The following is a 25195-nucleotide window of genomic DNA, read 5'->3' on the forward strand; positions in this document are numbered from 1 at the left end:
AGTTGCGTAGTAACTTTCATCGTTGAGTACAATAATTTGAAGTTAGTAACTATAACTACAAAAATATCAATTATTCAATACTTTGCGAAAGTCCTGATATAAATTACATTTCTAAATAATCATTTATGATTGATTAAAAAGGATTACAAGAATCCGTAACTTATACAAGAAAAGAGGCTTCCTTAACTCTATCCTAATGTATTATGTTTTAATATTGTTAATCAGTGCAATATATTTTAATCCGTTGTTACACATAATTCTGTCATATAAGTCAGATTTAAAAATTTTTGTGTAATAACTTGCTTTCAAAAGGAAATACTGAAGCTTTCAGTAGTAGTCATACCACTATGCTCAATGCCTGATTCTATGATTTCACTAGATTCAAGCCTTACTCCCTTTAAATTAAAGTTAATACACGAATGCTATAAAAGTGTATCAAACACAACTACACCTACCAAAAGTTTTACTAAGCTTCTATTCAAACAACAAAAAGATGTGGAAAATAATTAATTTAAGGAACGATGCGAATCTTATTTAGATTGGATTAGCATGATCATTAAGGCAATTAATAAAAACCACAAGCTCTTTTTATTCGTATCATTAATATAGGCTCTTAACCTCCCTTATGGGCCTTTCTTTATAAGTAAAGTTACAAATTTTATTTATAATAATACAAAAAAATATTATATATGTTTATAAAAAAGTAAAAATTTAACAAAAATGAATTTATAACGGTATAAATACATTCAAAAATGGTTCATATTGAATATGCAATACTAAACAATACTGTACTTTTTAGTAACATTGGTCATATAAGTGGATAAAAACAGCAATCAATGATGGTTAAATGATATGTGATATTAAGTTTTTCAATTCATTTCTAGTATTTTTATATCAATACCAAATGTAACAATTATGATTTAGATGACATTTTAGGTGGTTTTTACAAAAAAATTATTAAATTTGTGTAATTAAAAAATCAAGTTTAATTAAAATACCAAAATTAAAAATCTCTAATCTTACTTTAAGATAACAAAGAATTTTGTATGTGCTATTCATGCGACTGTTGTATAGATTTACGATTATCTAATCGATCAAGTGATTTATTGGTTAAATTTGAAAAACTGAATGTTAATTTTATATAAATTGATTTATTTCCAACGTCAATAAAATGTAGAAAGGCAGACAAATTAATAGATTTAACTAATAATCAGTTTTATATTTTACATTGGACTTTATACATATTTCAGGCTGATTTAGGTATATAATATATTTTAATCACTACCTATTTTTTAACTCTAGTTTATTGTGCAATTATCATTTAATTTTAAATTAAACAGGCATATTTTATATGCTTTTATACTAAGCCTATTAGTGCTAACTACTGGTTGTGTTCAACAAACAGAAATGGCTACATCGAATATCCGTTCTCAAATAAAACAACCGAATGAAGGTAAAGTGTTCCCTACACTAGAAACAGGAAAAATAACAAAAAAAAAGGATATTCCTGTAAATATAAATAATAGATCCACTGCGCTTCATATAGCAATTGAAAATCGTAATTGGCCAGTCATCAAGTGGTTACTATTTAACGTAAAAGCTAATGTGCATGCAAAAAACGAATATGGAAACACTCCTCTTCATATAGCAACCGAAAAAGGGAATATACTAGTCATAAGTTGGCTACTTAGACTTGGTGCTAATGTGAATGCAAAAAATAAAGATGGAGCAACTTCTCTTCATATAGCAATTCAAAATTGTAATTGGCCAATCGTAGATTGGCTAATATTTGAGGGAAAGGCTAATGTAAATGCAGAAAAAGAATATGAAAACGCTCCTCTTCATACAGCAACTGAAAAAGGTAATGCAATAATCATGTATCATCTACTTAAACTCGGTGCTAATGTGCATGCAAAAAATAAAGATGGAGAAACCCCTCTTCATATAGCAACTCAAAATAATGATTTACTAGCGATGGAGATACTAATTAACAATGGTGCTGATGTGGATACATTCAATAATAATGGTACCACTCCTGTGCATATTGCAGCTAAAATGGGGTATGTTGCAGCTCTTAAAAGATTATTAAAATGCAACCCTGATATTACGAAAACAGATATGATAGGAAACACTCCACTGCATCTTGCAGCCGAAAAAGGGCATAAAGAAATTGTTGAAATATTAATTCAACATGGTTATAGTCCATTTTCAAAGGACTGCTGTGGCAATACTCCTTATTTTAGCAATTCAGACCAGATATGAACATATCCTAGCATTAAGCAATAATCTGCAACTTTTTTTAGAAATGGATATCATGCTGACTTTAAAGCAAACCTAAGGATACAATCGTTTAGGATCACGAGGGAATAGGCTACAATAACGGATATCTGAAAGCCCTAAGAAATACCGTAAAATACGCTCTAAACCAATACCAGCACCGGCATGAGGAGGTGCACCATACTTGAATGCATCAAGATAGTGACGTATGGTATTGGGATCTATGCCCAATGCAGCTACGCGCTCAGTTAACATAACATAATCATGTACACGTTGTGCTCCGGAAAGAATCTCCTCTCCCCGCAACATAAAATCATAGGAGTTAGAATATCTATGATCTTGTGAATCAGGCATGGTATAAAATGGACGCACATTGGATGGGTATCTGGTAACTACATATAAATCTGTTTTATACTTTTCTTTTACAATAGCACCTAAGCTTTTCTCATCCTCTGAAGAAAAATCATCAAAATCGCCAATCTCTTTGCCATGTGCTCTTAATAATGCGACAGCATCCGAAAATTCAATGGTGACTAATTCCGATGCAAGGGTAAGCTGGGGAAGATCAAAAAAAGTTTGTATAATTTCTAGCTCCTTCTTGTATGTTTCACTCAACCTTTCAAATACATATACAAACATAGCATAAAGTACATGAACTACTTCCATATAGGTTTGATCAATGACCATCTCAAGATCCACACCCACAAACTCTGTAAGATGTCTATTCGTATTGGAGTTTTCTGCACGAAAGACTGGGCCTATTTCGAATACCCGCTTCATGTCACCAATAATAGCCATTTGTTTATACAACTGAGGACTTTGTGCCAAACAGGCAGGTTTACCAAAATAATCGACCTTAAATACATCCGCACCACCTTCTGAGGCACCACCTATTAGCTTTGGGGTTTTGATTTCTATAAATTTGTTTTCCCGAAAATATTTTTGAATATAAAAAAGAAATCCATCATTCATACGCATGATAGACTGGGTAAGCTGTGTGCGCAAATCCAACACACGATTATCTAACCGTTTAAAAAACTGAATGGAGGGTAACTGTGGGTTGTCATTTTTTTTCTCTTCTGTTATAGAAGCTTCTTTGAGCGTAATAGGTAAATCTAACACAGACCTACTAAGAATAGTATAACTGTTAATCTCCAATTCAATAGATTTTTGTGAACAGGCTAGTACAGGTTTTTCTGCACAATAGACTTTGCCAACTATTTCAATAAAAGATTCATTCTCTATTTTACGTAACACGTTATAGTCATCTAAAGATAAAGGAGTGCTCACACTTTCTCTTTGTTTTAGTGCGACAGCTTGCAAAGTATCTATGCCATCTCGCAAAATCAAAAACAACACCCTACCACAGTCTTTTTTAGAGAAAACACGTCCCCTAAGTCTAACCACCTCTTGCTCATTTGAAACAGAAAGATTTTTTATCTCTGAAAGTTGATACATGATTTTAAAAGTTTATGCTAAAAAAAGTATATTTAATAGGTTAAGTAGTTTCCGGATGGTAACAGGCAAACTCATGAGAAGATGTTCCTATGACTTTAGTCACCGAAGGATACATTTTAGCGCACTGTACTGTAGCTTTCCAACATCTTGGATGAAAATGACAACCTGTAGGTAAATCCATTGGACTGGGAACATCTCCCTGTAAAATAATGCGTTCTTTTCTATTAGACAGATCTGTTGTAAGTATAGCAGAAAAAAGAGCGTTTGTATAAGGATGTTTAGGATTGCTATAGATTTCATCTGCTGGAGCAGTTTCTACAATCTTACCTAAATACATAACTACAACATGATCTGCAATAAACTCTACTACTTTAAGGTCATGAGAAATAAAAAGATAGGTTAAACCTAGATCCTTCTGTAAGTCCATTAATAGATTAATAACTTGAGCTTGTACAGAAACATCCAGCGCTGCAATAGCTTCATCACAAACTATAAAAATCGGCTCTACTGCTAGCGCCTTAGCAATACAAATACGTTGACGTTGACCTCCAGAAAATTCATGGGGGTACTTAGATAACACATTTTTAGACAACTGCACATAATCTAAAAGTTGATAAATCCGTTGAGTCAATGTCTCTTTATTTTGCGCCAAATTATGGATTTTTATAGGTTCCTCCAAAATTGTTTTAATAGACATCCTAGGATTTAATGCAGCATAAGGATCTTGAAAAATAATCTGCATTTTTCTCCGTATACTGCGCATAACACTGGCACTTGCATGCGTAATATCTTGACCATCAAAAATGATGTGACCATGTGTAGGCTCAATCAAACGCAAAATCGTTCTGCCAAGTGTGGTTTTACCACAACCGGACTCTCCTACTAAACCAAGTGTATCCCCCTTGCGAAGGGTAAAGCTTACATCATTAACAGCATGAACCTGTCCAACAGTATGTCCAAAAAAACTGTGCTTAATAGGAAAAACTTTAGAAAGATGTTTGACTTCTAATAAAACTTCTTGATTTACTTGCATAAAAATACCTATTTAGATGCGTTTTACTTAAGTGGATAAAAACACTCTACAAAATGGTTTGGTGCTACTTCTTCCAGTAGTGGTTTACTACTTTTACATCTATCCGCTACCCTACTGCAACGATCTTGAAAATTACAACCCATTGGCAAATCAAATAAAGCAGGAACAATACCTTCAATAGTACGCAACCTATTAGTATGATTACGATTCCCGCCCATTAAAGGTGGTATGGCATCTAAGAGGGCTCGTGTATAAGGATGACGTGGCCCATCAAAAATTTCTTTTATGGAACTTTTTTCTATAATTCTGCCACAATACATAACAGCTACTTCATCACAAACCTCAGCAACTACGCCTAGATCATGGGTAATAAGTATAATACCCATTTGTGTCTCTTTCTGTAATTTTTGAATCAAATCAATGATTTGTGCTTGCGTAGTTACATCTAAAGCAGTAGTAGGCTCATCTGCAATCAATACGGAGGGACTACAAGCCAATGCAATAGCAATCATTACACGTTGACGCATTCCTCCTGAAAGCTGATGTGGATATTCTGAGATACGCTGATGTGGAGCTGGTATACCTACTAAGGTTAATAACTCTAAACAACGCATTTTTGCCTCTTTTAGGGAGGCTTTTTCATGTAATTGAATGGTTTCCATAATTTGCTCACCAATCGTATAAACAGGATTCAAAGAGGTCATTGGCTCTTGAAAAATCATAGAAATGCGATTGCCACGTACACTTTCCATCTCTTTGGGAGATAACTGCAAAATATCTTTCCCTTCCAGTAGAATACCCTGCCCTGTAGTAGTACCAATAGGAGGGGTTATAAGCCGCATAAGCGAAAGTGCCATAGCAGATTTTCCAGATCCTGACTCTCCAACAATACCTAGAGAATGACCTCGAAAAAGATCGAAAGAAACATTATTAACTGCAGCAACCATACGACTACCCATAGTAAATTGGGTAACTAAATTTCTTACTTCAAGAATTTTTTCTTTCATACTTTACCGGCCTTTTAACTTTGGATCTAATGCATCTCTGAGCGCATCAGCTATAATATTGAAAACAAGTACCAACAAAAACATAGCCATGGTAGCAAAAAAAAGCTCCCACCAGATACCCCGTAACAGCTCTGTTTTAGCATCACTAATCATAATACCCCAACTTGGCTTATTTTGAACACCAAGTCCTAAGTAAGATAAAATTACCTCATACTTTATAGCAGCCTGAAAGACTAAAGAGAATTGATAAATAATCAATGGCATAATGTTTGGTAATATATGGATAAAAAGCTTGCGGAAGTTACTAGCTCCAATAGCTGAAGCTGCCTGAATGTATTCCCTAGATTTATGACGCATAACTTCACCGCGAACTAAACGACAGGTTTCTGTCCATTCTGCTACGATTAATGCTGCATAAATGCTGCCCATGCCTTTCCCCATCATAAAAGCAACAACCATCAGTAAAATCATAGTAGGAACAGCAGCAATAACTGTATATAACCAAACCACAATTTCGTCTACTATCCCACCAAAGTAACCAGCTAAAACACCAAATACAACCCCAATGGTAATCGAAAAAACTGCTACTACAAATCCAACACTCATGGCCACTTCGCATCCATGTATCACTTTGGAAAAAACACTTCTACCTAAAATATCTGTTCCAAATACATTACACAAGTTAGGGATTTCATGAGAAGCACCTACTTCTTCATTCCAGTTATGTGCCAACCAGCCCATTTTCGTAAATATGGCTACTAAAACATATCCTGATAGAATCAATAGGCAAAAAAGAGTAGTTTTTTTACGTACTAATATTGCAAATACTTTTTTCAAAAAAGATTGATTGATTGTATCACTCATATATATACAATTGTTTACAATTTTATACGGGGATCTACTAATGTATACAACATATCGCCAAGGATGTTAAATAAAACACTAAGTACTGCTGAAACGATGGTTGCCGCCTTAATCGTTGGAAAATCACAACAGTTTATCGCATTTATAACTACATTACCTAACCCTGGTATACCGAAAAAATTTTCTATAAGTACAGAACCAAATATTAACGATGGCATATCTTTTACAAGGGAAGTAATAATAGGGATCATTACATTTTTGAGTATATGCTTGAATAAAACAACTTGTTCTTGAAGCCCCTTTGCACGTGCCGTACGCACATAATCTTGATAAATTTCATCAAGCATAATCGTTCTATAAAAACGGTATTGATAGCAAAAGTGCAATAATACCTTAATAATAGTAGGCAAAACAATGTAAGGAATACAATTAATAAAACCATTATCATAACCTGTTATTGGAAAGAGTCCAAGCTGATATGCAAATACTCCTTGACCTATTAAAATATAAACCAATGCAGAAATACTAGTCATCACAATACAAAATGTAACCAAGAGTCTGTCCCACAGTGTGGCTCTATATTTGGTCATCCAAAGTGCAACGGATATAACTAAAGCATTTCCTATTATAAAAGCAGGAAATGTGACAGTAAGAGAAATTAATCCTCCTTCTTGGAATATCTTTAATATATTCTGTTTACTGTTCCAAGAATAGCCAAAATCAAAAGTAAATGCAGATTTGAGTACATCCCAGTACTGTATATACCATGGTCTATTTAGGCCTAACTCTTCACTCAATGCAGCCATAGCTTGTGGAGTAGCATACTTGCCAAGTAGAACAACCGTAGGATCTCCAACCACTATGTTAAATATTAAAAATATCATAAAGGTAGCTCCTACAATAACTAAGAAAGCATATAAAAACCTTCTAAAGAGATATATAAAAAGATTCATGATAAATAATAATGAAGATTGCGTTAGAGCCCCTCTGAACCCTGAACTTACAATCTTCATTTTAAGTCAGTTACATGCGAACTATATTAAAGAACGTAGCATGTCATGTTCAGAGGGAGTATTAAAAACCTATATAACTTTGTGTGATTACCTGGAAGAAAACTGATTTTTTTCTTTCATATCCACTGCGATATATTGATCCAATCCATAATTATATCCACTATACACAAAGTTCTTAATCCACTTATGATGTAGAAACTGAATGGGTCTATGTACTGCACAAATCATAGGAACCTCTTCAGCTGTGGCCTGACTTAAATTGGTATATACCAAACAGCGTGTTTCCCTTTCATTTATGATTTTAGCTTTACTATAAAGTTTATTAAATTCAGTATTTTCATACTGTAACCCACCTAAATTTTTGTTACTTACTAACTCTAAACAAGAAGAGGCTTCAGGATAATCAACATGCCATGTTAATGCATGCATCATGGTAGCATGTTTTGTAAATATCTTGTTACACAATTCAGGCCATGTATTGGTAATTACTTGAATCTGAATGCCAATTTGAGCCATACATTTTGCAAAAAAATCAGCCTTGTTTTTTTCAGCGGTTTCTGAACGCACATCAAGCGTAATCACAGGTAGTCCCTTGCCATCTGGATAGCCAGCTTGTGTCAAATAGTCTCTAGCACGTTTAACATCATAAGCATATGGATTTTTAACTGGCTCGGAAGGATCCAATAATGCTAGAGGCACTAAAGAGTGGGCTACTTCAGCAACACCATTATAGAACAGCTGATTATATGTATCTCTATCAAAAGCTAAAGACATAGCCTGTCTTAAGTAAAGATTCTTAAAAAGATCATGATTATGGTTAAACGTAAAGAACTCTGTTGAAGAACCAGCTTCCTGGTAAAAAACCAAACCTTTACTTTCAAACTCAGGTAAGAGCTTACCATCTTTTACCATACTTAGCACAAAAGCAGAGGTATCAACTCTATCTATGTCAATTTCAGCGTTCTGGATCTTCAAGAAACGTGGCTGTTCTTCTTCAAAAACATATGTTATCACTTTATCTACTAAAGGCAGTTTCCGACCAGCATAAGCTAACATATGTTGATACTGAGGAGCAGCTTCAGATGGAAACAGCTTCTCTCTAAAATTAGGATTCCTAATGAATTCAAGTTTCTTTTCTTGTGGATTAAATCCATTTTGTAACATAAATGGACCAGTGCCAACTGGATGATTTAAAAACTCAGAACCATAATATATTACTGCTTCTTTTGGAACAATATAACAAGTATTATGAGCTAATAAATCTAAAAATATAGACCAAGGCTGTGTAAGCGTGACTTGTAGTGTATAATCATCCAAGGCCTTTAAACCTTCCACAGCTTGCTCATAATCTAAAGAAGTATCCCTCCATACATCTAGCCCTTGTATCTTTCCATTAAAAAAATCGACATAAGGAGCAGCATTCTTAGGATCCATCACACGTTTTAAAGAAAAAACAACATCAGCTGCTTTAAGTTCTCTTCCTTTTCCATTTGGAAAACAGGCATCATCTTGGAACAAGATTCCTTTTTTTACTTTAAAAGTATATATCAGTCCATCTGTAGAGATAATAGGCATGCCTTCAGCAAGATTTGGAACCAACTTAAAAGGTCTTTCTAAATAAGACCACTCATACAATCCTTCATATATTTTAGATACTGCGTGAGCAGAGTCCACATCTTTTATTCTTAATGGATCCATACCATCAATTGGACGCATAGTTACATTTTGCAGTATAGAGAAAGATTCAACAAACTGTTTGCGCTTATACTGACGGTTATAAAGAATTACTACAAGAAGGCCCATAACCATAAGGTACACCATGATCCTTTTACTCATTAGATTAGTTATTTTTAATAATATTTAAACAAAATGGGAAAGCCCATCCATATTAAATGGGAACTATCCTCCGTAATCCGCAAGGATGCTTTTCCCCCTTTCTGCCCCCTTAATTATAACAAATACACAGCACAAATGCAACTAAGAAATGTTTAAAACATTGTTATGAGGCCTAATATACTATATTTTAGCATATAAACAAAGTTTATCATCAACCCCAAAAGGTTTTTACATAGCACAAACTTATAGTTTCTTATGTATAATATAGACTTTTTTCGAAACACATTATGTAACTCCATTTTTTCTATTCCTATCAACAAATATAGGGCTAAAAATTAGTTTCGAAAGAAGTTTCATTAAGTCTAAAATGAATAACCAATAAGAAATGGAAAGAGGTAAAATAAATTTTACTAGAAAAATAAGCCTATAAGCCGGGTTCTGTAATGCAACATGTGCATCGCTTGTCATTTATCTGGAGTCACAATCACTCATGACTTCTAGCAGTTTACCCACATACTGTTCCTTACTAATTAAAGAAGAAAAACGGACGAGCAGCCCGTCACACTATTACGTGTCAGCATGCCTATTTGACCTTGCAATCCCTAAGGTTTACCATGCCTCCATTGTCACCAACAGAGCGGTGAGCTCTTACCTCGCCTTTTCACCCTTACTTTTTTATCAAAAAGCGGTTTATTTTCTGTGGCACTTGCTGTCATACGGCAATTTTAATGCCGAATGCCTTCCCGTTAGGAAGTAGGGTGCTCTATATTGCCCGGACTTTCCTCTTTAGTTTAAAAACTAAAGCGACAAGCCAGCTTATTTTTCTAATATCATTAATCTATGCTATGGAATAGTCTATTCCAACGGATGCCACTAAAAAAACTTTTACGCCTATCAGAAGATAGCAATACCAAAACGGCTTTTCCAACAATATGATCTTCGGGTATAAACCCAATAAGTCTAGAGTCACAAGATTGATCACGATTGTCGCCCATAGCAAAGTAATAATTTTTATTGAAAGTATATTCATAAATTTGCTGGTCATTTATCCAACATTCATTTCGAGTGAGCTTAACGTCTCTTTTACCTTCATATCTTTCTATAAGAAAACCATATAATGTAATATTCGTTTCATTTATCTGAATAGTCATTCCTCTTTCAGGAACTTTAACAGGACCAAAATTGTCTTTTGTCCAAGAGAAAGCAGCGTTCCAAGGATAAATTCTAGTATGGCGTATACCTACTTCATCTTCTACCGGTTCTACGGACTGTATATAAGAAGGCAATACAGTCGTAAGCTGGTTGACTTTTTCTGGCGTAGCATAAACAGCATATCCCTCACAACCTGGAGAGGTGTAATTTACAGGGTTTCTAAAACCATTTTTTTCGAAAAAAGCACTGCTTAAATGGCGTTTTGTTTTTATAAAATAAAGATACTGAACAAAATCAGCTTTTCTGGCCAACTGATCATTTACGTAAACCTGCTTATGGCTTATATAAATAAAATCACCTGGAAGTGCAATACAACGCTTTATCCAATATTCACGTAAATCAACTGGTTTATCTAATTCTACGGGCGTATTGAAAATAATAATATCATTTCTTTTCACCTTCCCTAGTCCGGGAAGACGATATTGTGGTAGTTGAATCCAGTCAAGATAGGATGGCGTTTTAGTTCCTATAATAGTTTGGTGGCTTAGTGGTACTTGCAAAGGAGTAACCGGTGTACGTGCACCATAGTGTAGCTTGCTTACCAACACAAAATCTCCTGTTAGCAACGTACTTTCCATGGATCCAGAAGGAATAACATATAAGCTAATGACCATCCAACGAATTAAAGTTGCTGCTATAGCAGCGAACAATATAGAGTTTATCCACTCCTTAACTGCGTTTACCGGCCCTGTAACGCCGCTTATCTGTCTTCTTTTTTTACCTAAAAAAGGAATCTTCATTTTCCTATCCTTCGTTAGTTACAAAAATACTTTACAACGTAATTACAATACTGATAAACTGCAATATAACACACTATGGTGGATTTTACCAATAAAGAGGGAGATATAAACTAATATAACGTCATTTCATGAACATTCACATTTTCTTTCTGTAATAATATTCTTGCATCAGACACAAAATGGTTCATTTGTAAAAATGACTTTTTTTCTTTAAAAAAAGAAGGCTGATTTATGTATTTAGCACAAGGCAAAATAGAAAATTTGGGTTTCCCATTAAACGTTTCTTTATTGACATATATTAAGACATAGCCAGCCTTATCAATAAAAGTTTTTTTACCTTTCTTTGTAAGCTGAATGCTTACCATTGCCCCTCCACTTGCACTTGTGCTGATCACCCCTTGATTAGAAACAAAATTACCCAAAGAATAAGCAATGAAGTAAGGCTTATTTTTTTCTGTCGTGTTCAATACCATTTTTTGTAAGACGTGTGGGTGAGCGCCTATCACAATATCTACTCCATTTTCAATTAGAAAATTAGCTAATGTCTCTTGTTCAACATTTGGCTGTGTTTTGTATTCTTCCCCCCAATGCAAAAATACAACCAACTGATCTAAAGCTTGGGAATTGCTTGCTGTGATATCCTTCAGTATTTGTTCACGATTAATTACGTTGATCATGCCTACCAAGGAAGAAGCACAAAGACCATTTGCTCCATAGGTATAATTGAGCAAGCCTACTTTTATGTTATTTTTTTCTAAAATCAGCAAATTGGTCTTTTTTCTATGTTCCTTAGATAAAAATGTTCCGGTATGCATGATCTGTAATCTGTCTAGTGTTTGGATCGTACGTATAATTCCTTGTTTTCCACGATCATAACTATGATTATTAGCCGTTACCATTACATGAATACCGCTATTTTTACAGGCAGATGCCAAGGCATCTGGTGCAGAAAAACAAGGATATCCCGTATAAGGCTCACCAGCAAGTGTCACTTCTAAATTGGCAATAGCAAAATCAGCAGCAGAAATAACTGGCTTTATATGTTGGAATACATCGTCATATTGATATGTTTTTGACCCCGCATCATATGCGGCAACATGTTGTGTTTTATGCCCCATAATATCACCTATAAAAAGCAAAGAAAGCGTCTCTTCTGGTTTATTCATGCCTCCTAACACAGGGAATATGCTATTGAAAAAAATGAAAATTAAAAGGGATATAAATTTATTGTTCATTGTTTAGAAAGATGCTATTAAGGCTATTTATAGATTCTTTTTTACTGATAAAGCAATATAAAAAAATTTAGCCAAAGTAAGCTTACCTACACTTTTTTCTAAAGAGATATTTTTCTGGATAAAAAATAAAAATAGCTATGAATTTGTATATCATGCGTAACATTTATAGTAATTTTTACTTGAAAATATAAAATATTTCCATTATACTATAATTACACATGGAGTGTTGTAACGTACCATACAAGCTAAATAGATGAAAAATTATAATTATGTTATGTGTTGTTCTTTTTTGAATAAACTATCTTCCCTGACCATAATAGGTTTACTGTATGTAACCATGATAGCTAAAACATGTAAATCTACAACTGCATCCTCATCTGTACATAATAACAGCACTATACTAAACGCATTAAAAGAAAATAATGAAATTAAGGACGCTATAAAAAAGCTTATTCAAGAGACAAATAAACAAACTAATGAGGATAAAAAAAAAAAAAATGAGTTAATCAATGAACTATTAATAAATGAGTCGTTCAAAAAATTTATTCAAAATAATATCCAAGAAATTATTGAAAATCAAAAAAACAAAGATGAATTAATAAAGCTTATTGAGGAGCGTATTCAACAAACTGTTAGAAATCAAAATAATAACGAGTGTATAGTAAACAAAGATGAATTAATAAAGCTTATTGAAGAGTGTATTCAACAAACTGTTAGAAATCAAAATAATCACGAGTGTATAGTAAACAAAGATGAATTAATAAAGCTTATTGAGGAGTGTATTCAGCAAACTGTTGGAAATCAAAACAATAACGAGCGTATAGTAAACAAAGATGAATTAATAAAGCTTATTGAGGAGCGTATTCAACAAACTGTTAGAAATCAAAATAATAACGAGTGTATAGTAAACAAAGATGAATTAATAAATGAACTATTAACAAATGAGTCATTCCAAAAATTGATTAAAGAGTATATTCATAAAACTTCTGAAGATCAAAAAAATAATAAATTTATAAATAAATTGATAAAAAATGATGCATTCAGAAAACTTTTTCAACAAAAAGTTGATGAGAATGTTAATAATTTCCTAAACAGTAGTCAACTTAATACAATTATTCAACAGAAAGTTGATGCACAGATTCAACAACATAGATCTGCCCCATCTGCCCCACCTTCCAATGAAACCAATCAAAATTATCCCCCCCCTTACGATCTGAAGTGGGAACAACCATAAGACAAATCCAAACTAACGCCCAAATTACAGCAAAGCAGATCTTAACAAAGACACATAGTGTGACACGCCATTTCCTGGAAAGCACAGCACAGCCGACTACTTATGGGCTTCATCATCGTGATTATCCTTTTTAGGTAGTTGTGACATTTGCTTAAACCTAGCATAACAAGACAAGAATTGTTTATGCTCAAAAGCAGGTGTCCCTGAAAGGACAATATGCCCATTTTTAAAAGAACGGGTAATACCTGCTCTACCAAGCGCTGTAACATAATCGCCTAAATTCAGATGTCCCCCTATACCCGTTTGCCCACCCAGCCTACAATAATTACCTATTTTAGTTGATCCAGCTATGCCTACCTGTGCCGCAATACCACCATGTTTGCCTATGTGTACATTATGGGCCAGTTGCACCAAATTATCTATTTTAGTGCCTTGCCCTATTATAGTTTTACCTACCATAGCAGCATCTATAGTAGTATTCGCACCAATTTCTACATCATCTTCAAGCACTACGTTACCTATAGAAGGAATACGCTTATAAACGTCCTCTGTATTGGTTAAAAAACCAAAACCAGCACTACCAACTACTGCACCTGCATGAATGACACATCTATTCCCAATAACCGTATGTGCAAATATTTTAGAACCACTATACAGTACCGTATCATCACCAATAGTGACATGATCTCCGATATAAACATGTGGATAAATTTTTACATTTTCTCCTATTATTGCATGATCTCCAATATAGGAAAAAGCGCCACGATACATATTATTGCCTATTGTGCTCTGCTCTCCCATATAAGATGGAAATTCTATACCGGATTTGACAATCATTTTTTGCTGATATACCTCATCTACCAAGGCGCAAAAACAGCTATAAGGATTATCTACACGAAGCAAAGTTGTAGATACAACGGTTGTTGGGCTAAAATCTTTATGGACAAAAACTGCAGAGGCATTGGTTTTATAAAATGCAGTAGCATATTGAGGATTAGAAAAAAAACTAAGACCACCAGCCATTCCATCTTCTAATGTACATAGATGTGTTATTTCTATAGTTGCAGAACCTATAAGATTTGCATGAAAGCGTTTTTGTAATTCAGCTATATTCCATTGCATAGTTTCTTAGGTAGTGGTCTAAAATATATAATATTATAAAGCAACGAAATGAAGTATTTTTCATTTGATGGTGGTTTAAATATATGATGCTAAGCTACTTATAAAATACACTCAATATCAAATGTTTATTTCATAATATATTTGCACCACCACCGTTTGTTATCCTCGTTGTCTGTTAACTTCCCTACCACGTACATGCTGACGGTTACCAAGAATAGCATCTTTAGTGGTTTTATTGCCATCTTCATCGTAGATGGCAAAATCAAATTTTTGTTCAACATTACGCATTTTACTAGCGTAATTAAGTCCTATAAGGACTATATTTTTTTCTTTATAAAGAAATTTTTCTCTATAATTATTACCTTCTATCTGACCTAGAGCAATATTAACATTTTGATCATGTTTTAATTCAAATATATAGGTAACATCATTTAATGCGTCAATAACAATATCTATCCTCCCTCCACTAGTAGCATGTTCACTAAGTGGATTGAGTTCTGCTCCTTCTAATAAACAGTGTAAAGCTGTATGGTAGTAGGCCTCATTTTTATTATGCTTTGGATGAGATAAATTAAATGGTATACTTGACATGCATGATCTAATAACTTTAACAAGACCTTCTAGATCTATATCTTTCAGTTTTTTAACTATGGCACGTTTACGCGTTTTACCTTCTGATTCTAAATCTTTCTCAAATTTTTTAAATAATAGATTATAAAAAGATTTTTCTACTTCTCCATTAGGAAATTTTAATAATATTGGATCATCCATTTGTCTAAGTTTTCCATTATCCAATGGATTTTCATACTTATCAATAGTTAAATATCCTCCTTGAAACATGGCACCATTCACCGTTAAATTATCTTCATCAGGTTCTGTTAATTCATGTTTAGTAACAGAAATAGGCTTGCTAAAATCTTTAGTATTTGATTTGCCTGCTTTTTTAACTAAAAAAGTAGGTGTTCCTGTATTAATCCAATAGTTATTTAGTTCACCACGTTGTAAGAACATTAGTGTGGATAGTGGATTATATACAGCTATCGTATCATCTTCAGGATGAAACTTATAACCATTATACATAGAACGCATTTCTCCAACTAGTACATTGCTACTTATATTTCTTTTTTTTGCTAACTTATTTACTTTTTTACTATAAATAGAATCTTTCTGTAATAAATCTTCTTCTTTATAACCAGCTATAGTTGCATAATTTTTATCTAAAGTAATATCATTTAGATTATTAGGACCTGAATAAGTATCTCTAAAACAGTAAGCACTAACACCAGTGACAAATTCTAATTTGATAAAATTATTAGCAGTAAGACTTTTAATAACAGTTAAAAATTCTCGTACAATTAAACGGTTTTCTTCTTTTATAACTGGATCTGATTGATTAATAAATGGAGAATCATATTCGTCTACCAGAACAACGACTTTAGGTTCATAACTTGAATCAGTCTTTTTTAGTTCTGTATATTTTGAAACTAGTTTGTTAATCAAATCTTTTAAATAAGTGTTAGGAAGAGTCTTTTTATTAGGCTTTTCCATTGCTATTTCGTATGAATTAGAAATAGTATATAATTCATTTAGAATAGATTCTTTTAATACTTTGGAGTTGTTTTTATCAATATTTGAAAAATCCACCCTAATGACAGGATATTTCTTCCAATCATAACCAGAGTTATAGATATAGCAATCTTGAAATAGCTCTTTATTTCCTTTAGCTATTTCTTCTAATGTGCTAACAAACAAAGATTTGCCAAATCTACGGGGACGGGAGAGAAAGATGTATTTATTAACACCAGACATTAATGTATAAGCATGATCCGTCTTATCTACATAATACTGTGTAGATAGCATTTCTTCTATAGAAACAACACCAATAGGGATATTGTTAGAACCTAATTTCTTCTTTTTACTATCAGAACCTATTTCTACTTCTTCTAATGGTCTTTTATTCGCTAAGTCTTTTGGATCTTGATGCATACCATACTTATTTGTTTTACATGAAAGTAAAGATAGTATAAGACACAGTAATATTGCATCAATTTTTGTGTTTTTTTTAACCATTTTTTAAAACATTTATTTTTTACGGCTCGATATGTCTTAATGAGCTATGTAGAATAATACCTGTAGCGGGTGTATCACTATCTTCCATAAAGACGGATTATGCTATATATTTAATTGCACTACAAATATACTGAAGATCTTGACAGATTTTTCATGTTGTTCATGTCCAATTATAATCGGGTTATTTATTTTATAACTCCCCAGGTACCTTTTTTTATTTTTTTATCAACCTGAACACATAAGGAAAGCAATTTACAAGCATGATTGAAGGAGTTAATTGCCAATTTTGTCATATAATCAGTCTTTTATAATGATATATTTTTTGATATACCTGGGTAGTTTACGAAAGTTTTAGGTAATTTGTTATAATTTTATAAGACTTCAAAGGGCCATTTACATCATAAATAAGTGTAAATTGATTATTACCAAAAGTATAATTCGATATATATTCATCCTGAATACATACATGTGATCCTGTTACTGTATTATCTAAAATCATTAGTTCATAGAACAATCTTCCATCTTTAAAATATTTATATATAGATGATGTAGTTACATTATATACATATTTATATTCCTGATTTCCTCTATTAAATATATTTTTCCCTGGATTATAAATAACAACTTTTTCTTTATACAAAAGCATATTTGTATGATCTGTTGATAACGTAAAAGATCCATAACCATCTATTTCATAATTTTGATATGGTGTTTTTGATTCTATTTTTCTTGATATTCTCCAAATTCCTGGTATAAAATGGAAGATTTTATCCGATGTTATCTTTTTAATATCAGTAGGACCTATGATTGTTTTAGACAAATTTTTTTATTGAATGCCGTATGATGTTAGTGAATAAATAACTTATTCATTTTTCATTGGTATGAATTGAATGAAGCACGTGGCTATACTATTACCTATTTTTTGAGACTCTAGCAGATATGTATAAGCATGGTAAATAACCTGTCTTAAAATTTCTCTTCTAGAATATGGACAAATCGCCCAATGTTGTCCACCAGACCACGCACAAAATTATCTATAAAAACAATTATTTTATATAATATTTTATCCCAACACTCCAGAAGCAATTATTTAAAAATCAGCTATTTAAGATTACTAGATATCTGCCTCTATCAGCTAATCTTGGTACATCTTACTACGATGTTTTGAACAGCACAATGGCTAGGATCGCTCTTTAATGTTCCTGATATGCAACTAGCATATGCAATATAAATTTGCAAATACTTAGGCTACTTGTTTGATAATAGCTTCGAATGCATCTGGTTGATTCATTGCTAGATCGGCAAGTGTTTTTCTATTTATATCTATATTAGCTAGCGCAAGCTTCCCAATAAATTGAGAATAAGAAAGGCCATAAATACGAACAGCTGCATTAATACGCTGTATCCACAATGCCCTTACTTCTCTTTTTTTTACTTTACGATCTCTATAGGCATATAATAAACCTTTTTCAATAGCATTTTTAGCTACTGTCCAAACATTTTTTCTTTTGCCCCAGTAGCCCTTAGCTAACTTTAGTATGCGTTTTTTTCGCGCCTTGGATGCTACTGCATTAACGGATCTTGGCATTTTTTTGTCCTATTTTTAATTATTAATGATTGTTCTATAAACTACTTTAACTAAGTTAACTACGTTTTAGGTGAAAACACACCACAGTCCAAATAGCAATTACAGGAACTGTAATACCTAAACGACTAGTAGCTTGCGAATAGTTGGTGCATTTGTTTTATCTACAAGCGTAAAATGTGTAAGATTTCTTTTCTGTTTTGTTGTTTTTATCCTTTTAGACAGACAGTGACTCTTAAAAGCATGTTTACGCTTTATTTTACCTGTACCTGTTAACTGAAATCTTTTTTTTGAACCAGAATGTGTTTTAACTTTTGGCATACATCTATATTTTTATAGGTTGGTTACGGCTATCCTACCTTTTTTTCATTGGTTTAGAATTTATACATCAAGACTTGCGAATCCTTCTTATCACTAGATTTAATCTAAGAAAGCGGTACATACTTCAACATAATATTATAACCCGTAAAAGTGCAAGATAGTAAAAAAAGTGTAATTAGTTGTAAATTAAACCAAAAATTTTTTATTCTAAATGTATAAAAACAATAATTACTTTTTCGCACCCAATGGGGCTATCGTTAAACTCATCACTTTTTTCCCTTCTAGTTTAGGCAGTTGTTCTAGTTTCCCATAAGATTCTAGTTCCTTAGAAAATCTAAGCAAGATCAACTCTCCTCTTTCCTTAAACATAATTTGCCTACCTATGAACCGAACACAAACTTTAACCTTTGCACCAGTTTCTAGAAAGTTAATAGCATGCTTTAATTTAAAGTCAAAGTCATGATCACTGGTATTTGGACCAAAACGAATTTGTTTGATAACAACTTTCTGAGCATTGCTTTTTATTTCCTTATGCTTACGTTTTTGAAGATATTTAAATTTAGCATAATCAATTACCCTACAAACAGGCATATCCCCTGCACTAGAGATTTCTACTAAGTCTAATTCTTGTGTTTCTGCAATTCCTAAAGCATCACTAAGTCTATAAATACCACTGGTTACATTATCCCCAACTAAACGCACTTCTGGCGCTATGATACGTTCATTAACATTGTGGGCTTCTTTCATGTAATATATCTGTTGTTATGATCAACTATTTCAAACCAACTAAAAAAACTTGTGTTGGCTTGCCAAAATACGAATATCTATGTGCGTTATCAGCAATTTAACAAAAAATTAACTATTTATTGCACTATTTCTTAGCTTATGTTAGGATCATTTTTTACTTTAGGTCTAGGACGTAATACTAAAAATAGCCCTGCTATGATCAGGGGTAAACTAAGTAATTGCCCCATATTTAAAAGCATGTGATCTTCAAATGGAGTCTGATTTTCTTTATAAAATTCATAAAAAAAACGCAATGCGAAAACCATCAACATAAAACCCCCTAAAATTCGTCCAGGACATAATGTTTGACCTTTTTTATACCACCATACAAGCAACAAAACAAAGATTAAAAAACAAGAAAATGATTCATAGAGTTGAGCTGGATGCCTTGGAATGCCTAAAGTGTTTACTACAGCTTGATATTCTCCATATGTTTCTACTTTAGATAATGTATAGCTAAGTGGTGTACCATAGGTTTCATAAACCATGGGTTCTTCGCCATGAGATGACCGCACCAACATGTTCTTTAAAGAGACTTCCAGAAATTGCTTTATAACTATTTCATCTTCCATTGTTTTTTTGAAGGAAATAACCAATTGGATGGGTTGTAAACCACCCTTTGTTGCTAGAGTACGATCGGTAGGCGCCTTGCAAATTTCAAGATTTTCTACCATGGACGAATAGTTTTTTGAAAACTCATCTTTAAAGCTTCTTATAAAGATCACTCCATAATTGGCATTGGTTGGCTTACCAATAATTTCTGAGTTCATAAAGTTGCCGATACGGATAAATGCCCCACCTAAAGCAACAAGAATGACTAAATGGTCCAGAAGCCAAAGAAACTCTCCAGGAGGTCGGCGACTTTCAAAACGTATGCGGAAAGGAAAAATAGATACCTTCATACGCTTTACATAAAGAAAAATGGCAAGTATAATGCCAATGGCAGCACCGTGACTGGCTAAGCCAGAGAAACCTACTATCTTAAACTCAGGCGAGAAAACACATGGCAAAAATATTTCTGACAAATGATTTTTATAATAGTTCCATTCATAAAAAATAACATGCCCTAACCGAGCTCCGAACAATACGCCAAATATGAGATAAATTTTTACAACCTCAGCCTCTCGGACATCTTTTCCAGCTTTGGTAAACATATGATGCCAAATTGGGGAACCCAAAATGAATGAAGCTACAAATAAAAGATTATACCAGCGTAGTGTAAAAGAGCCTAGCTGAAATATTTCTGGAGATTTATCCCAAACAATAGTGGCTAACATAATAAATGAATAATAAATGAATAATAAATGAATAATTCCGATTAGGGTGCACACAAGTCAATTTACATTGCTCACTAAAAAATAATAATACATATGTTTATTAGATAAATCACTAGTATGAAAATGTTAAAGCTTATTAAATTTAAGTTTATAGGTAACATGCTTATTTTAATATATAAATTATTTTTGAACCATATTTAAAATTATGCAATGCTTACCTATAAACCTTCATAAGGCCTTTTTTGCGACAAAACCTACTACGAAACAAAATAGAATCGAGAAATAAGTAAAAAACTAACCATTAAGAATCCAATCTACTAACAATCGTACACCAAACCCTGTTCCACCTGCTTGATTATAGAACCAAGGCCTTGTGGTCCATGCTGTTCCGGCAATATCTATATGTGCCCAAGGCGTTTGTTTAACAAATTGTTTTAAAAACATGGCAGCAGAAATAGATCCTGCACCTTGTTCCTTATCTCCTGTATTCTTCATATCTGCAACAATAGAGCTCATCCCTTCGAAATAAGACTCTTCTAATGGCATTTGCCAAATTTTTTCTCCTGTTTTTGGCGAAGCACTCAATAGCCCATCAACCAATTTTTGATCCGTACCAAATACACCTGAAATTTTTGATCCCAGAGCAACAACCATAGCACCTGTTAGGGTAGCCAGATCTACAATGGCATCTACATTTAATTTCTCTGCATAGACGAGTGCATCAGCCAATGTGAGCCTTCCTTCTGCATCGGTATTATCTATTTCAATAGTTTTTCCATTTGAAGCAGTAACAACATCTCCAGGTTTGGTAGCACTCCCATTAATCATATTCTCTGTAGCAGCAATAATAAAATGGACCTCTTTATTAGGTTTTATAGCCCCTATAACCCCTGCTACTCCCAACATAACAGCTGCTCCAGCCATATCATGTTTCATTAATTCAATCTTAGAAGCACCTATTTTTAAATTCAATCCACCAGAGTCGAATGTAACTCCTTTCCCTATCAAAGCAATTTTTGAAAAGGTAGCATTGGCATCAAGTGATTTTGGTTTATAGCAAAGGTGAATAAATTTAGGTGACGCATCGGATCCTTGGGTAACGGAAAGATATGCTCCCATGCCTAGTCTTTTGCAGTCTTCTTTTTCTAAAATATGCAACTCTAGCTGATGATTTTCAGCGATTTCAATAGCTTTCTTTGCTAAAAAAGAAGGTGTTACGTAATTAGCTGGAGCATTAACCAGTTCTTTAGCGAGATTAACGCCCATCACAATCTCTTTGGCTACTTGAATGGTTTTGTCGTCTTCTAAAGCACCTAAAAGATGAACACTCTTGAGACGCGTAACCTTTGTGTCTTTTTGTGATTTAAAACGCTCATCATAATGAGTAGAAAGAAAAATGCCTTCTGCAAAAGCTTTTAAATGAGCACTGGTTTCTAAGAGATTAGAAAAGTTTACGATCATAGAATTACTATGCAGTCTCACGCACTCCCTATATATGACACTTGCTGCTTGTCGAATGCATTCTTGATCAACATCTTCCTGCTTGCCAAGTCCCACCAGTATAATCTTACCTATTTGGTGAAAACAGTTTGCAGAAACCATACTAAACTTTTTTCCACTAAAATGTGACTCCCTTATTAAAGGCATAATCACACTACTATAGTAGTGTTCATTTACCAGGTTATCGGTGTATGGTTTTCCATTACTTTCAAAAACACCCAGTGCATAACAGGTCATTTCCTCTTGTTGAGCCTGTTTATCTAAAAATTCAAATCTAGGATACTGCATAAACATCTAATATATTATTAACGTCTTTTATTATTATGATTTTACTTACGAACAGATAGACAAAAACTATAGTGGTAATTCTCCCATATCATTACCGATCATTCCCTTTTCTGCATGATTATAATTAACTACGCGGGGCTCTTCCTCCAAATTTTTTCTTGTATTACCTAATAAGACGAGCTGTTGACCAACAATTTGCGTCACATATCGTTGTTCTCCTTCTTTGTGTATATATGATCTATGGGTCAATTTTCCTTCTATATATACCTGATTGCCCTTACATAAATATTGTGCAGCAACTTCTGCATGTGGTGTCCAGAATACGACCTCATGCCAATCTGTATGCGTTACTTTTTCGCCATTTCTATTTTTATAATTATCATGGGTTGCTATAATCAATTGAACCCGCATACGACCATTTTCTAAATGGCGAATTTCTGGATCTTTTCCTAGATTACCCAAAATAATAACTTTATTTACACTTGCCATACTGAATCTGTCATGAGATATTATACTGAACATACTCTTTGTTGCTTAATATATAACATAAATTTGGAGGTTTCAAATTTTTTGCTAAATTGACGGGTTAATAGAATGTTGTTTATCAGATAGGAATACAAAGAATTGTATGACATGTTGTTATTATGCAAGCATTTTTGTCTATACATGCTAAAGCAAAAAGTTTTCAAAGGTACCAATGGAACGAACGCAATATTTGGAATACATACCCAAGCCACCACTTCCTTTATCTTTTTATCAGCGCGAAGATGTAGTACAAATTGCACGTGAACTAATAGGAAAAATGTTATGTACTAACATGCATCAACAGATCACTGGTGGCATCATTATAGAGACAGAGGCCTACAAAGGCGTAGAAGATAAAGCTTGTCATGCTTATAATTATCGTAGAACCAAACGTACAGCAGTAATGTATAAAGATGGGGGGATTACCTATGTCTATCTATGTTATGGTCTTCATCATCTTATCAATATTGTTACCTACACAAACGATTTTCCACATGCGGTACTCATTCGAGCAATTTTCCCAATTCTAGGAATTGAGACTATGCTAAAAAGAAGGAAGAAACTATTTTCTTATGATCGATTAAAACTAACGAATGGCCCTGGTAGTGTATGTCAGGCTCTGGGTATAGATCTTTCTCACAATGCTGTTTCACTTGATTCTTCTTGTATATGGATTACAGAAAGTGATATCCAAATAAATCAAATGCAAATAAATCAAAGCCCACGTATAGGAGTTGATTATGCTGGTCAAGACGCACTTTTACCGTGGCGTTTTAGGCTTGAAAATCCTTTGGATGTCTTAAATATGCGCTCCTATATAATTGTTCTTAACCAGATAAACTAGGTAAATTCAAATTAGATTTTTTGTCAAGATATTCGCATGATTATTAAAGTCAAAAAAATCTCGGGGGGCTTTCGTATGCAAAAAGGTGCAGAGATGTTTTGCACTATTCGTGGATTTTTATCAACAAAACGTAAACAAGGGATCAATTTATTTCAGGCTATTCAACAAGTATATGCTACCGCTTAAGTGAGGTACCTGGGGAATTACGATTTTTTGCAGTATTCTGAAGATATAAGGAGAATTATGTATACTTACACAATCTCTTCAAAAGCCCACACATCGTTTTTCGTTTCTAACAATTTTTCTATAGTACAGGCATTATTTAAATGGTAAGGACCTATTTGGGTTCGACATAAAGCATGAAGGTATGCTCCTACTCCTAATTTTTTCCCTAAATCATGTGCAAGACTACGGACATATGTACCTTTGCTACAAGTTAATTCGAAAGTAATCAATGGAATATCTATGGTCGTAAGAGAAAAAGAATGGATGACAATAGAGCGAGGAGATAAAACGATTGGTTGTGCAGCTCTTGCCATTTTGTAAGCTCTTTTGCCTCCTACCTTTAAGGCAGAATATATAGGAGGTGTTTGTTCTATGGTACCAACAAAAGTAGCTGCTACTGCCTTTATCATATCTTCATTGAGGTGGTCATAACAGGATACACTATCAAAATCAGTCTCTAAATCCATAGATGGCGTAGTTTTGCCAAGTACAATTTGTCCTGTATAAACTTTTGGGAGCTCTTGTAGGCTATAAATTTTTTTTGTTTGTTTACCAGTACATAACAGGAGTAATCCTGTCGCTAAAGGATCTAGCGTGCCAGCATGGCCTATTTTTTTTACCTTCAATAGAGCACGAACTTTTTTTACTACATCAAAAGAAGTCCATCCCGAAGGTTTATCTATCATAATCATACCACCTATATCAGTATGTACAGAGGGTGAATATTCCTTCATATTTTATTA

The 25195-nt window shown here is 33.5% G+C and carries 22 protein-coding genes and 1 other RNA gene; 4 read left to right on the top strand and 19 right to left on the bottom strand.

All coding sequences use genetic code 11. The annotated features are described in order from the left end of the window. Positions 1–1308: 1308 nt before the first annotated feature. On the top strand, positions 1309–2262 hold the full coding sequence (locus tag CCPUN_RS00845) for an ankyrin repeat domain-containing protein (protein ID WP_133281697.1): 954 nt from the start codon (positions 1309–1311) through the stop codon (positions 2260–2262). 72 nt (positions 2263–2334) lie between these two features. Here CCPUN_RS00845 and aspS read toward each other — a convergent pair whose 3' ends face one another. The 9 genes from aspS to CCPUN_RS00890 all read right to left on the bottom strand — a co-directional run bounded on the left by aspS (position 2335) and on the right by CCPUN_RS00890 (position 12675). Further along, positions 2335–3735 carry an aspartate--tRNA(Asn) ligase gene (aspS, locus tag CCPUN_RS00850; RefSeq protein WP_133281698.1) on the bottom strand — a complete coding sequence of 467 codons (1401 nt, stop codon included), beginning with the start codon at positions 3733–3735 and terminating at the stop codon, positions 2335–2337. A gap of 40 nt (positions 3736–3775) precedes the next feature. Next, the gene (locus CCPUN_RS00855; RefSeq protein WP_133281699.1) at positions 3776–4768 is read right to left on the bottom strand and encodes an ABC transporter ATP-binding protein; all 993 of its coding nucleotides are present in this window, start codon (positions 4766–4768) and stop codon (positions 3776–3778) included. A 23-nt stretch (positions 4769–4791) separates the two neighbouring features. Beyond that, positions 4792–5775: an ABC transporter ATP-binding protein gene (locus CCPUN_RS00860; RefSeq protein ID WP_133281700.1), complete on the bottom strand. Its 984-nt coding sequence runs from the start codon at positions 5773–5775 to the stop codon at positions 4792–4794. Between the two features lie 3 nt (positions 5776–5778). Further along, positions 5779–6639 carry an ABC transporter permease gene (locus tag CCPUN_RS00865; RefSeq protein ID WP_133281701.1) on the bottom strand — a complete coding sequence of 287 codons (861 nt, stop codon included), beginning with the start codon at positions 6637–6639 and terminating at the stop codon, positions 5779–5781. A gap of 14 nt (positions 6640–6653) precedes the next feature. Continuing rightward, positions 6654–7652, bottom strand: coding sequence for an ABC transporter permease (locus CCPUN_RS00870; protein WP_240034334.1), 999 nt, complete (start codon positions 7650–7652; stop codon positions 6654–6656). A gap of 87 nt (positions 7653–7739) precedes the next feature. Next, positions 7740–9488 (bottom strand): ABC transporter substrate-binding protein, encoded by a 1749-nt coding sequence (locus CCPUN_RS00875; protein ID WP_133281702.1) that lies wholly within the window; start codon positions 9486–9488, stop codon positions 7740–7742. 411 nt (positions 9489–9899) lie between these two features. Beyond that, an RNA gene (gene rnpB / locus CCPUN_RS00880) (RNase P RNA component class A) lies at positions 9900–10311 on the bottom strand. A 10-nt stretch (positions 10312–10321) separates the two neighbouring features. Next, complete coding sequence (lepB, locus tag CCPUN_RS00885; protein ID WP_133281703.1) at positions 10322–11440, bottom strand: signal peptidase I; 1119 nt, start codon at positions 11438–11440, stop codon at positions 10322–10324. Between the two features lie 110 nt (positions 11441–11550). Continuing rightward, on the bottom strand, positions 11551–12675 hold the full coding sequence (locus CCPUN_RS00890; protein ID WP_133281704.1) for a CapA family protein: 1125 nt from the start codon (positions 12673–12675) through the stop codon (positions 11551–11553). A gap of 337 nt (positions 12676–13012) precedes the next feature. Here CCPUN_RS00890 and CCPUN_RS00895 point away from each other — a divergent pair, with 337 nt between their 5' ends. Next, positions 13013–13909, top strand: a complete 897-nt coding sequence (locus CCPUN_RS00895; protein ID WP_133281705.1) for a hypothetical protein — start codon at positions 13013–13015, stop codon at positions 13907–13909. Positions 13910–14005: 96 nt separating this feature from the next. Here CCPUN_RS00895 and lpxD read toward each other — a convergent pair whose 3' ends face one another. The 9 genes from lpxD to CCPUN_RS00940 all read right to left on the bottom strand — a co-directional run bounded on the left by lpxD (position 14006) and on the right by CCPUN_RS00940 (position 23347). Further along, on the bottom strand, positions 14006–15031 hold the full coding sequence (gene lpxD / locus CCPUN_RS00900) for a UDP-3-O-(3-hydroxymyristoyl)glucosamine N-acyltransferase (RefSeq protein ID WP_133281706.1): 1026 nt from the start codon (positions 15029–15031) through the stop codon (positions 14006–14008). A 159-nt stretch (positions 15032–15190) separates the two neighbouring features. Then, on the bottom strand, positions 15191–17017 hold the full coding sequence (locus tag CCPUN_RS00905) for an AAA family ATPase (RefSeq protein WP_165941880.1): 1827 nt from the start codon (positions 17015–17017) through the stop codon (positions 15191–15193). Positions 17018–17441: 424 nt separating this feature from the next. After that, positions 17442–17921 carry a DUF6314 family protein gene (locus CCPUN_RS00910; RefSeq protein ID WP_133281708.1) on the bottom strand — a complete coding sequence of 160 codons (480 nt, stop codon included), beginning with the start codon at positions 17919–17921 and terminating at the stop codon, positions 17442–17444. A 423-nt stretch (positions 17922–18344) separates the two neighbouring features. After that, positions 18345–18689: a 50S ribosomal protein L20 gene (gene rplT, locus CCPUN_RS00915; protein WP_133281709.1), complete on the bottom strand. Its 345-nt coding sequence runs from the start codon at positions 18687–18689 to the stop codon at positions 18345–18347. 117 nt (positions 18690–18806) lie between these two features. Next, on the bottom strand, positions 18807–19007 hold the full coding sequence (gene rpmI / locus CCPUN_RS00920) for a 50S ribosomal protein L35 (RefSeq protein ID WP_133281710.1): 201 nt from the start codon (positions 19005–19007) through the stop codon (positions 18807–18809). Between the two features lie 228 nt (positions 19008–19235). Continuing rightward, complete coding sequence (infC, locus tag CCPUN_RS00925; protein ID WP_133281711.1) at positions 19236–19754, bottom strand: translation initiation factor IF-3; 519 nt, start codon at positions 19752–19754, stop codon at positions 19236–19238. 131 nt (positions 19755–19885) lie between these two features. Beyond that, positions 19886–21070 (bottom strand): prolipoprotein diacylglyceryl transferase, encoded by a 1185-nt coding sequence (locus CCPUN_RS00930; protein WP_133281712.1) that lies wholly within the window; start codon positions 21068–21070, stop codon positions 19886–19888. A gap of 294 nt (positions 21071–21364) precedes the next feature. After that, complete coding sequence (locus CCPUN_RS00935) at positions 21365–22858, bottom strand: leucyl aminopeptidase (protein WP_240034335.1); 1494 nt, start codon at positions 22856–22858, stop codon at positions 21365–21367. Positions 22859–22924: 66 nt separating this feature from the next. Further along, a complete protein-coding gene (locus CCPUN_RS00940) occupies positions 22925–23347 on the bottom strand; it encodes a single-stranded DNA-binding protein (protein WP_133281714.1) in 423 nt (140 codons plus the stop codon). A gap of 226 nt (positions 23348–23573) precedes the next feature. Here CCPUN_RS00940 and CCPUN_RS00945 point away from each other — a divergent pair, with 226 nt between their 5' ends. Together CCPUN_RS00945 and CCPUN_RS04685 are read left to right on the top strand one after the other, a co-directional pair. Next, a complete protein-coding gene (locus tag CCPUN_RS00945) occupies positions 23574–24227 on the top strand; it encodes a DNA-3-methyladenine glycosylase (protein WP_240034336.1) in 654 nt (217 codons plus the stop codon). Between the two features lie 36 nt (positions 24228–24263). Continuing rightward, on the top strand, positions 24264–24413 hold the full coding sequence (locus CCPUN_RS04685; RefSeq protein WP_165941881.1) for a hypothetical protein: 150 nt from the start codon (positions 24264–24266) through the stop codon (positions 24411–24413). Positions 24414–24478: 65 nt separating this feature from the next. On the opposite strand, the gene truB is transcribed toward CCPUN_RS04685, so the two are convergent. Beyond that, positions 24479–25186, bottom strand: coding sequence for a tRNA pseudouridine(55) synthase TruB (gene truB, locus CCPUN_RS00950; RefSeq protein WP_133281716.1), 708 nt, complete (start codon positions 25184–25186; stop codon positions 24479–24481). Positions 25187–25195: the final 9 nt, after the last annotated feature.

Source organism: Cardinium endosymbiont of Culicoides punctatus, from assembly GCF_004354815.1.
Taxonomy (GTDB): Bacteria; Bacteroidota; Bacteroidia; order Cytophagales; family Amoebophilaceae; genus Cardinium.

Bases quoted from the DNA above. Each gene is read 5' to 3' on its own strand.
- aspS (WP_133281698.1), bottom strand. From the start codon at position 3,735: ATGTATCAACTTTCAGAGATAAAAAATCTTTCTGTTTCAAATGAGCAA.
- CCPUN_RS00855 (WP_133281699.1), bottom strand. From the start codon at position 4,768: ATGCAAGTAAATCAAGAAGTTTTATTAGAAGTCAAACATCTTTCTAAA.
- CCPUN_RS00860 (WP_133281700.1), bottom strand. From the start codon at position 5,775: ATGAAAGAAAAAATTCTTGAAGTAAGAAATTTAGTTACCCAATTTACT.
- CCPUN_RS00865 (WP_133281701.1), bottom strand. From the start codon at position 6,639: ATGAGTGATACAATCAATCAATCTTTTTTGAAAAAAGTATTTGCAATA.
- CCPUN_RS00870 (WP_240034334.1), bottom strand. From the start codon at position 7,652: ATGAAGATTGTAAGTTCAGGGTTCAGAGGGGCTCTAACGCAATCTTCA.
- CCPUN_RS00875 (WP_133281702.1), bottom strand. From the start codon at position 9,488: ATGAGTAAAAGGATCATGGTGTACCTTATGGTTATGGGCCTTCTTGTA.
- lepB (WP_133281703.1), bottom strand. From the start codon at position 11,440: ATGAAGATTCCTTTTTTAGGTAAAAAAAGAAGACAGATAAGCGGCGTT.
- CCPUN_RS00890 (WP_133281704.1), bottom strand. From the start codon at position 12,675: ATGAACAATAAATTTATATCCCTTTTAATTTTCATTTTTTTCAATAGC.
- CCPUN_RS00895 (WP_133281705.1), top strand. From the start codon at position 13,013: ATGATAGCTAAAACATGTAAATCTACAACTGCATCCTCATCTGTACAT.
- lpxD (WP_133281706.1), bottom strand. From the start codon at position 15,031: ATGCAATGGAATATAGCTGAATTACAAAAACGCTTTCATGCAAATCTT.
- CCPUN_RS00905 (WP_165941880.1), bottom strand. From the start codon at position 17,017: ATGCATCAAGATCCAAAAGACTTAGCGAATAAAAGACCATTAGAAGAA.
- rplT (WP_133281709.1), bottom strand. From the start codon at position 18,689: ATGCCAAGATCCGTTAATGCAGTAGCATCCAAGGCGCGAAAAAAACGC.
- rpmI (WP_133281710.1), bottom strand. From the start codon at position 19,007: ATGCCAAAAGTTAAAACACATTCTGGTTCAAAAAAAAGATTTCAGTTA.
- infC (WP_133281711.1), bottom strand. From the start codon at position 19,754: ATGAAAGAAGCCCACAATGTTAATGAACGTATCATAGCGCCAGAAGTG.
- CCPUN_RS00930 (WP_133281712.1), bottom strand. From the start codon at position 21,070: ATGTTAGCCACTATTGTTTGGGATAAATCTCCAGAAATATTTCAGCTA.
- CCPUN_RS00935 (WP_240034335.1), bottom strand. From the start codon at position 22,858: ATGCAGTATCCTAGATTTGAATTTTTAGATAAACAGGCTCAACAAGAG.
- CCPUN_RS00940 (WP_133281714.1), bottom strand. From the start codon at position 23,347: ATGGCAAGTGTAAATAAAGTTATTATTTTGGGTAATCTAGGAAAAGAT.
- CCPUN_RS04685 (WP_165941881.1), top strand. From the start codon at position 24,264: ATGATTATTAAAGTCAAAAAAATCTCGGGGGGCTTTCGTATGCAAAAA.
- truB (WP_133281716.1), bottom strand. From the start codon at position 25,186: ATGAAGGAATATTCACCCTCTGTACATACTGATATAGGTGGTATGATT.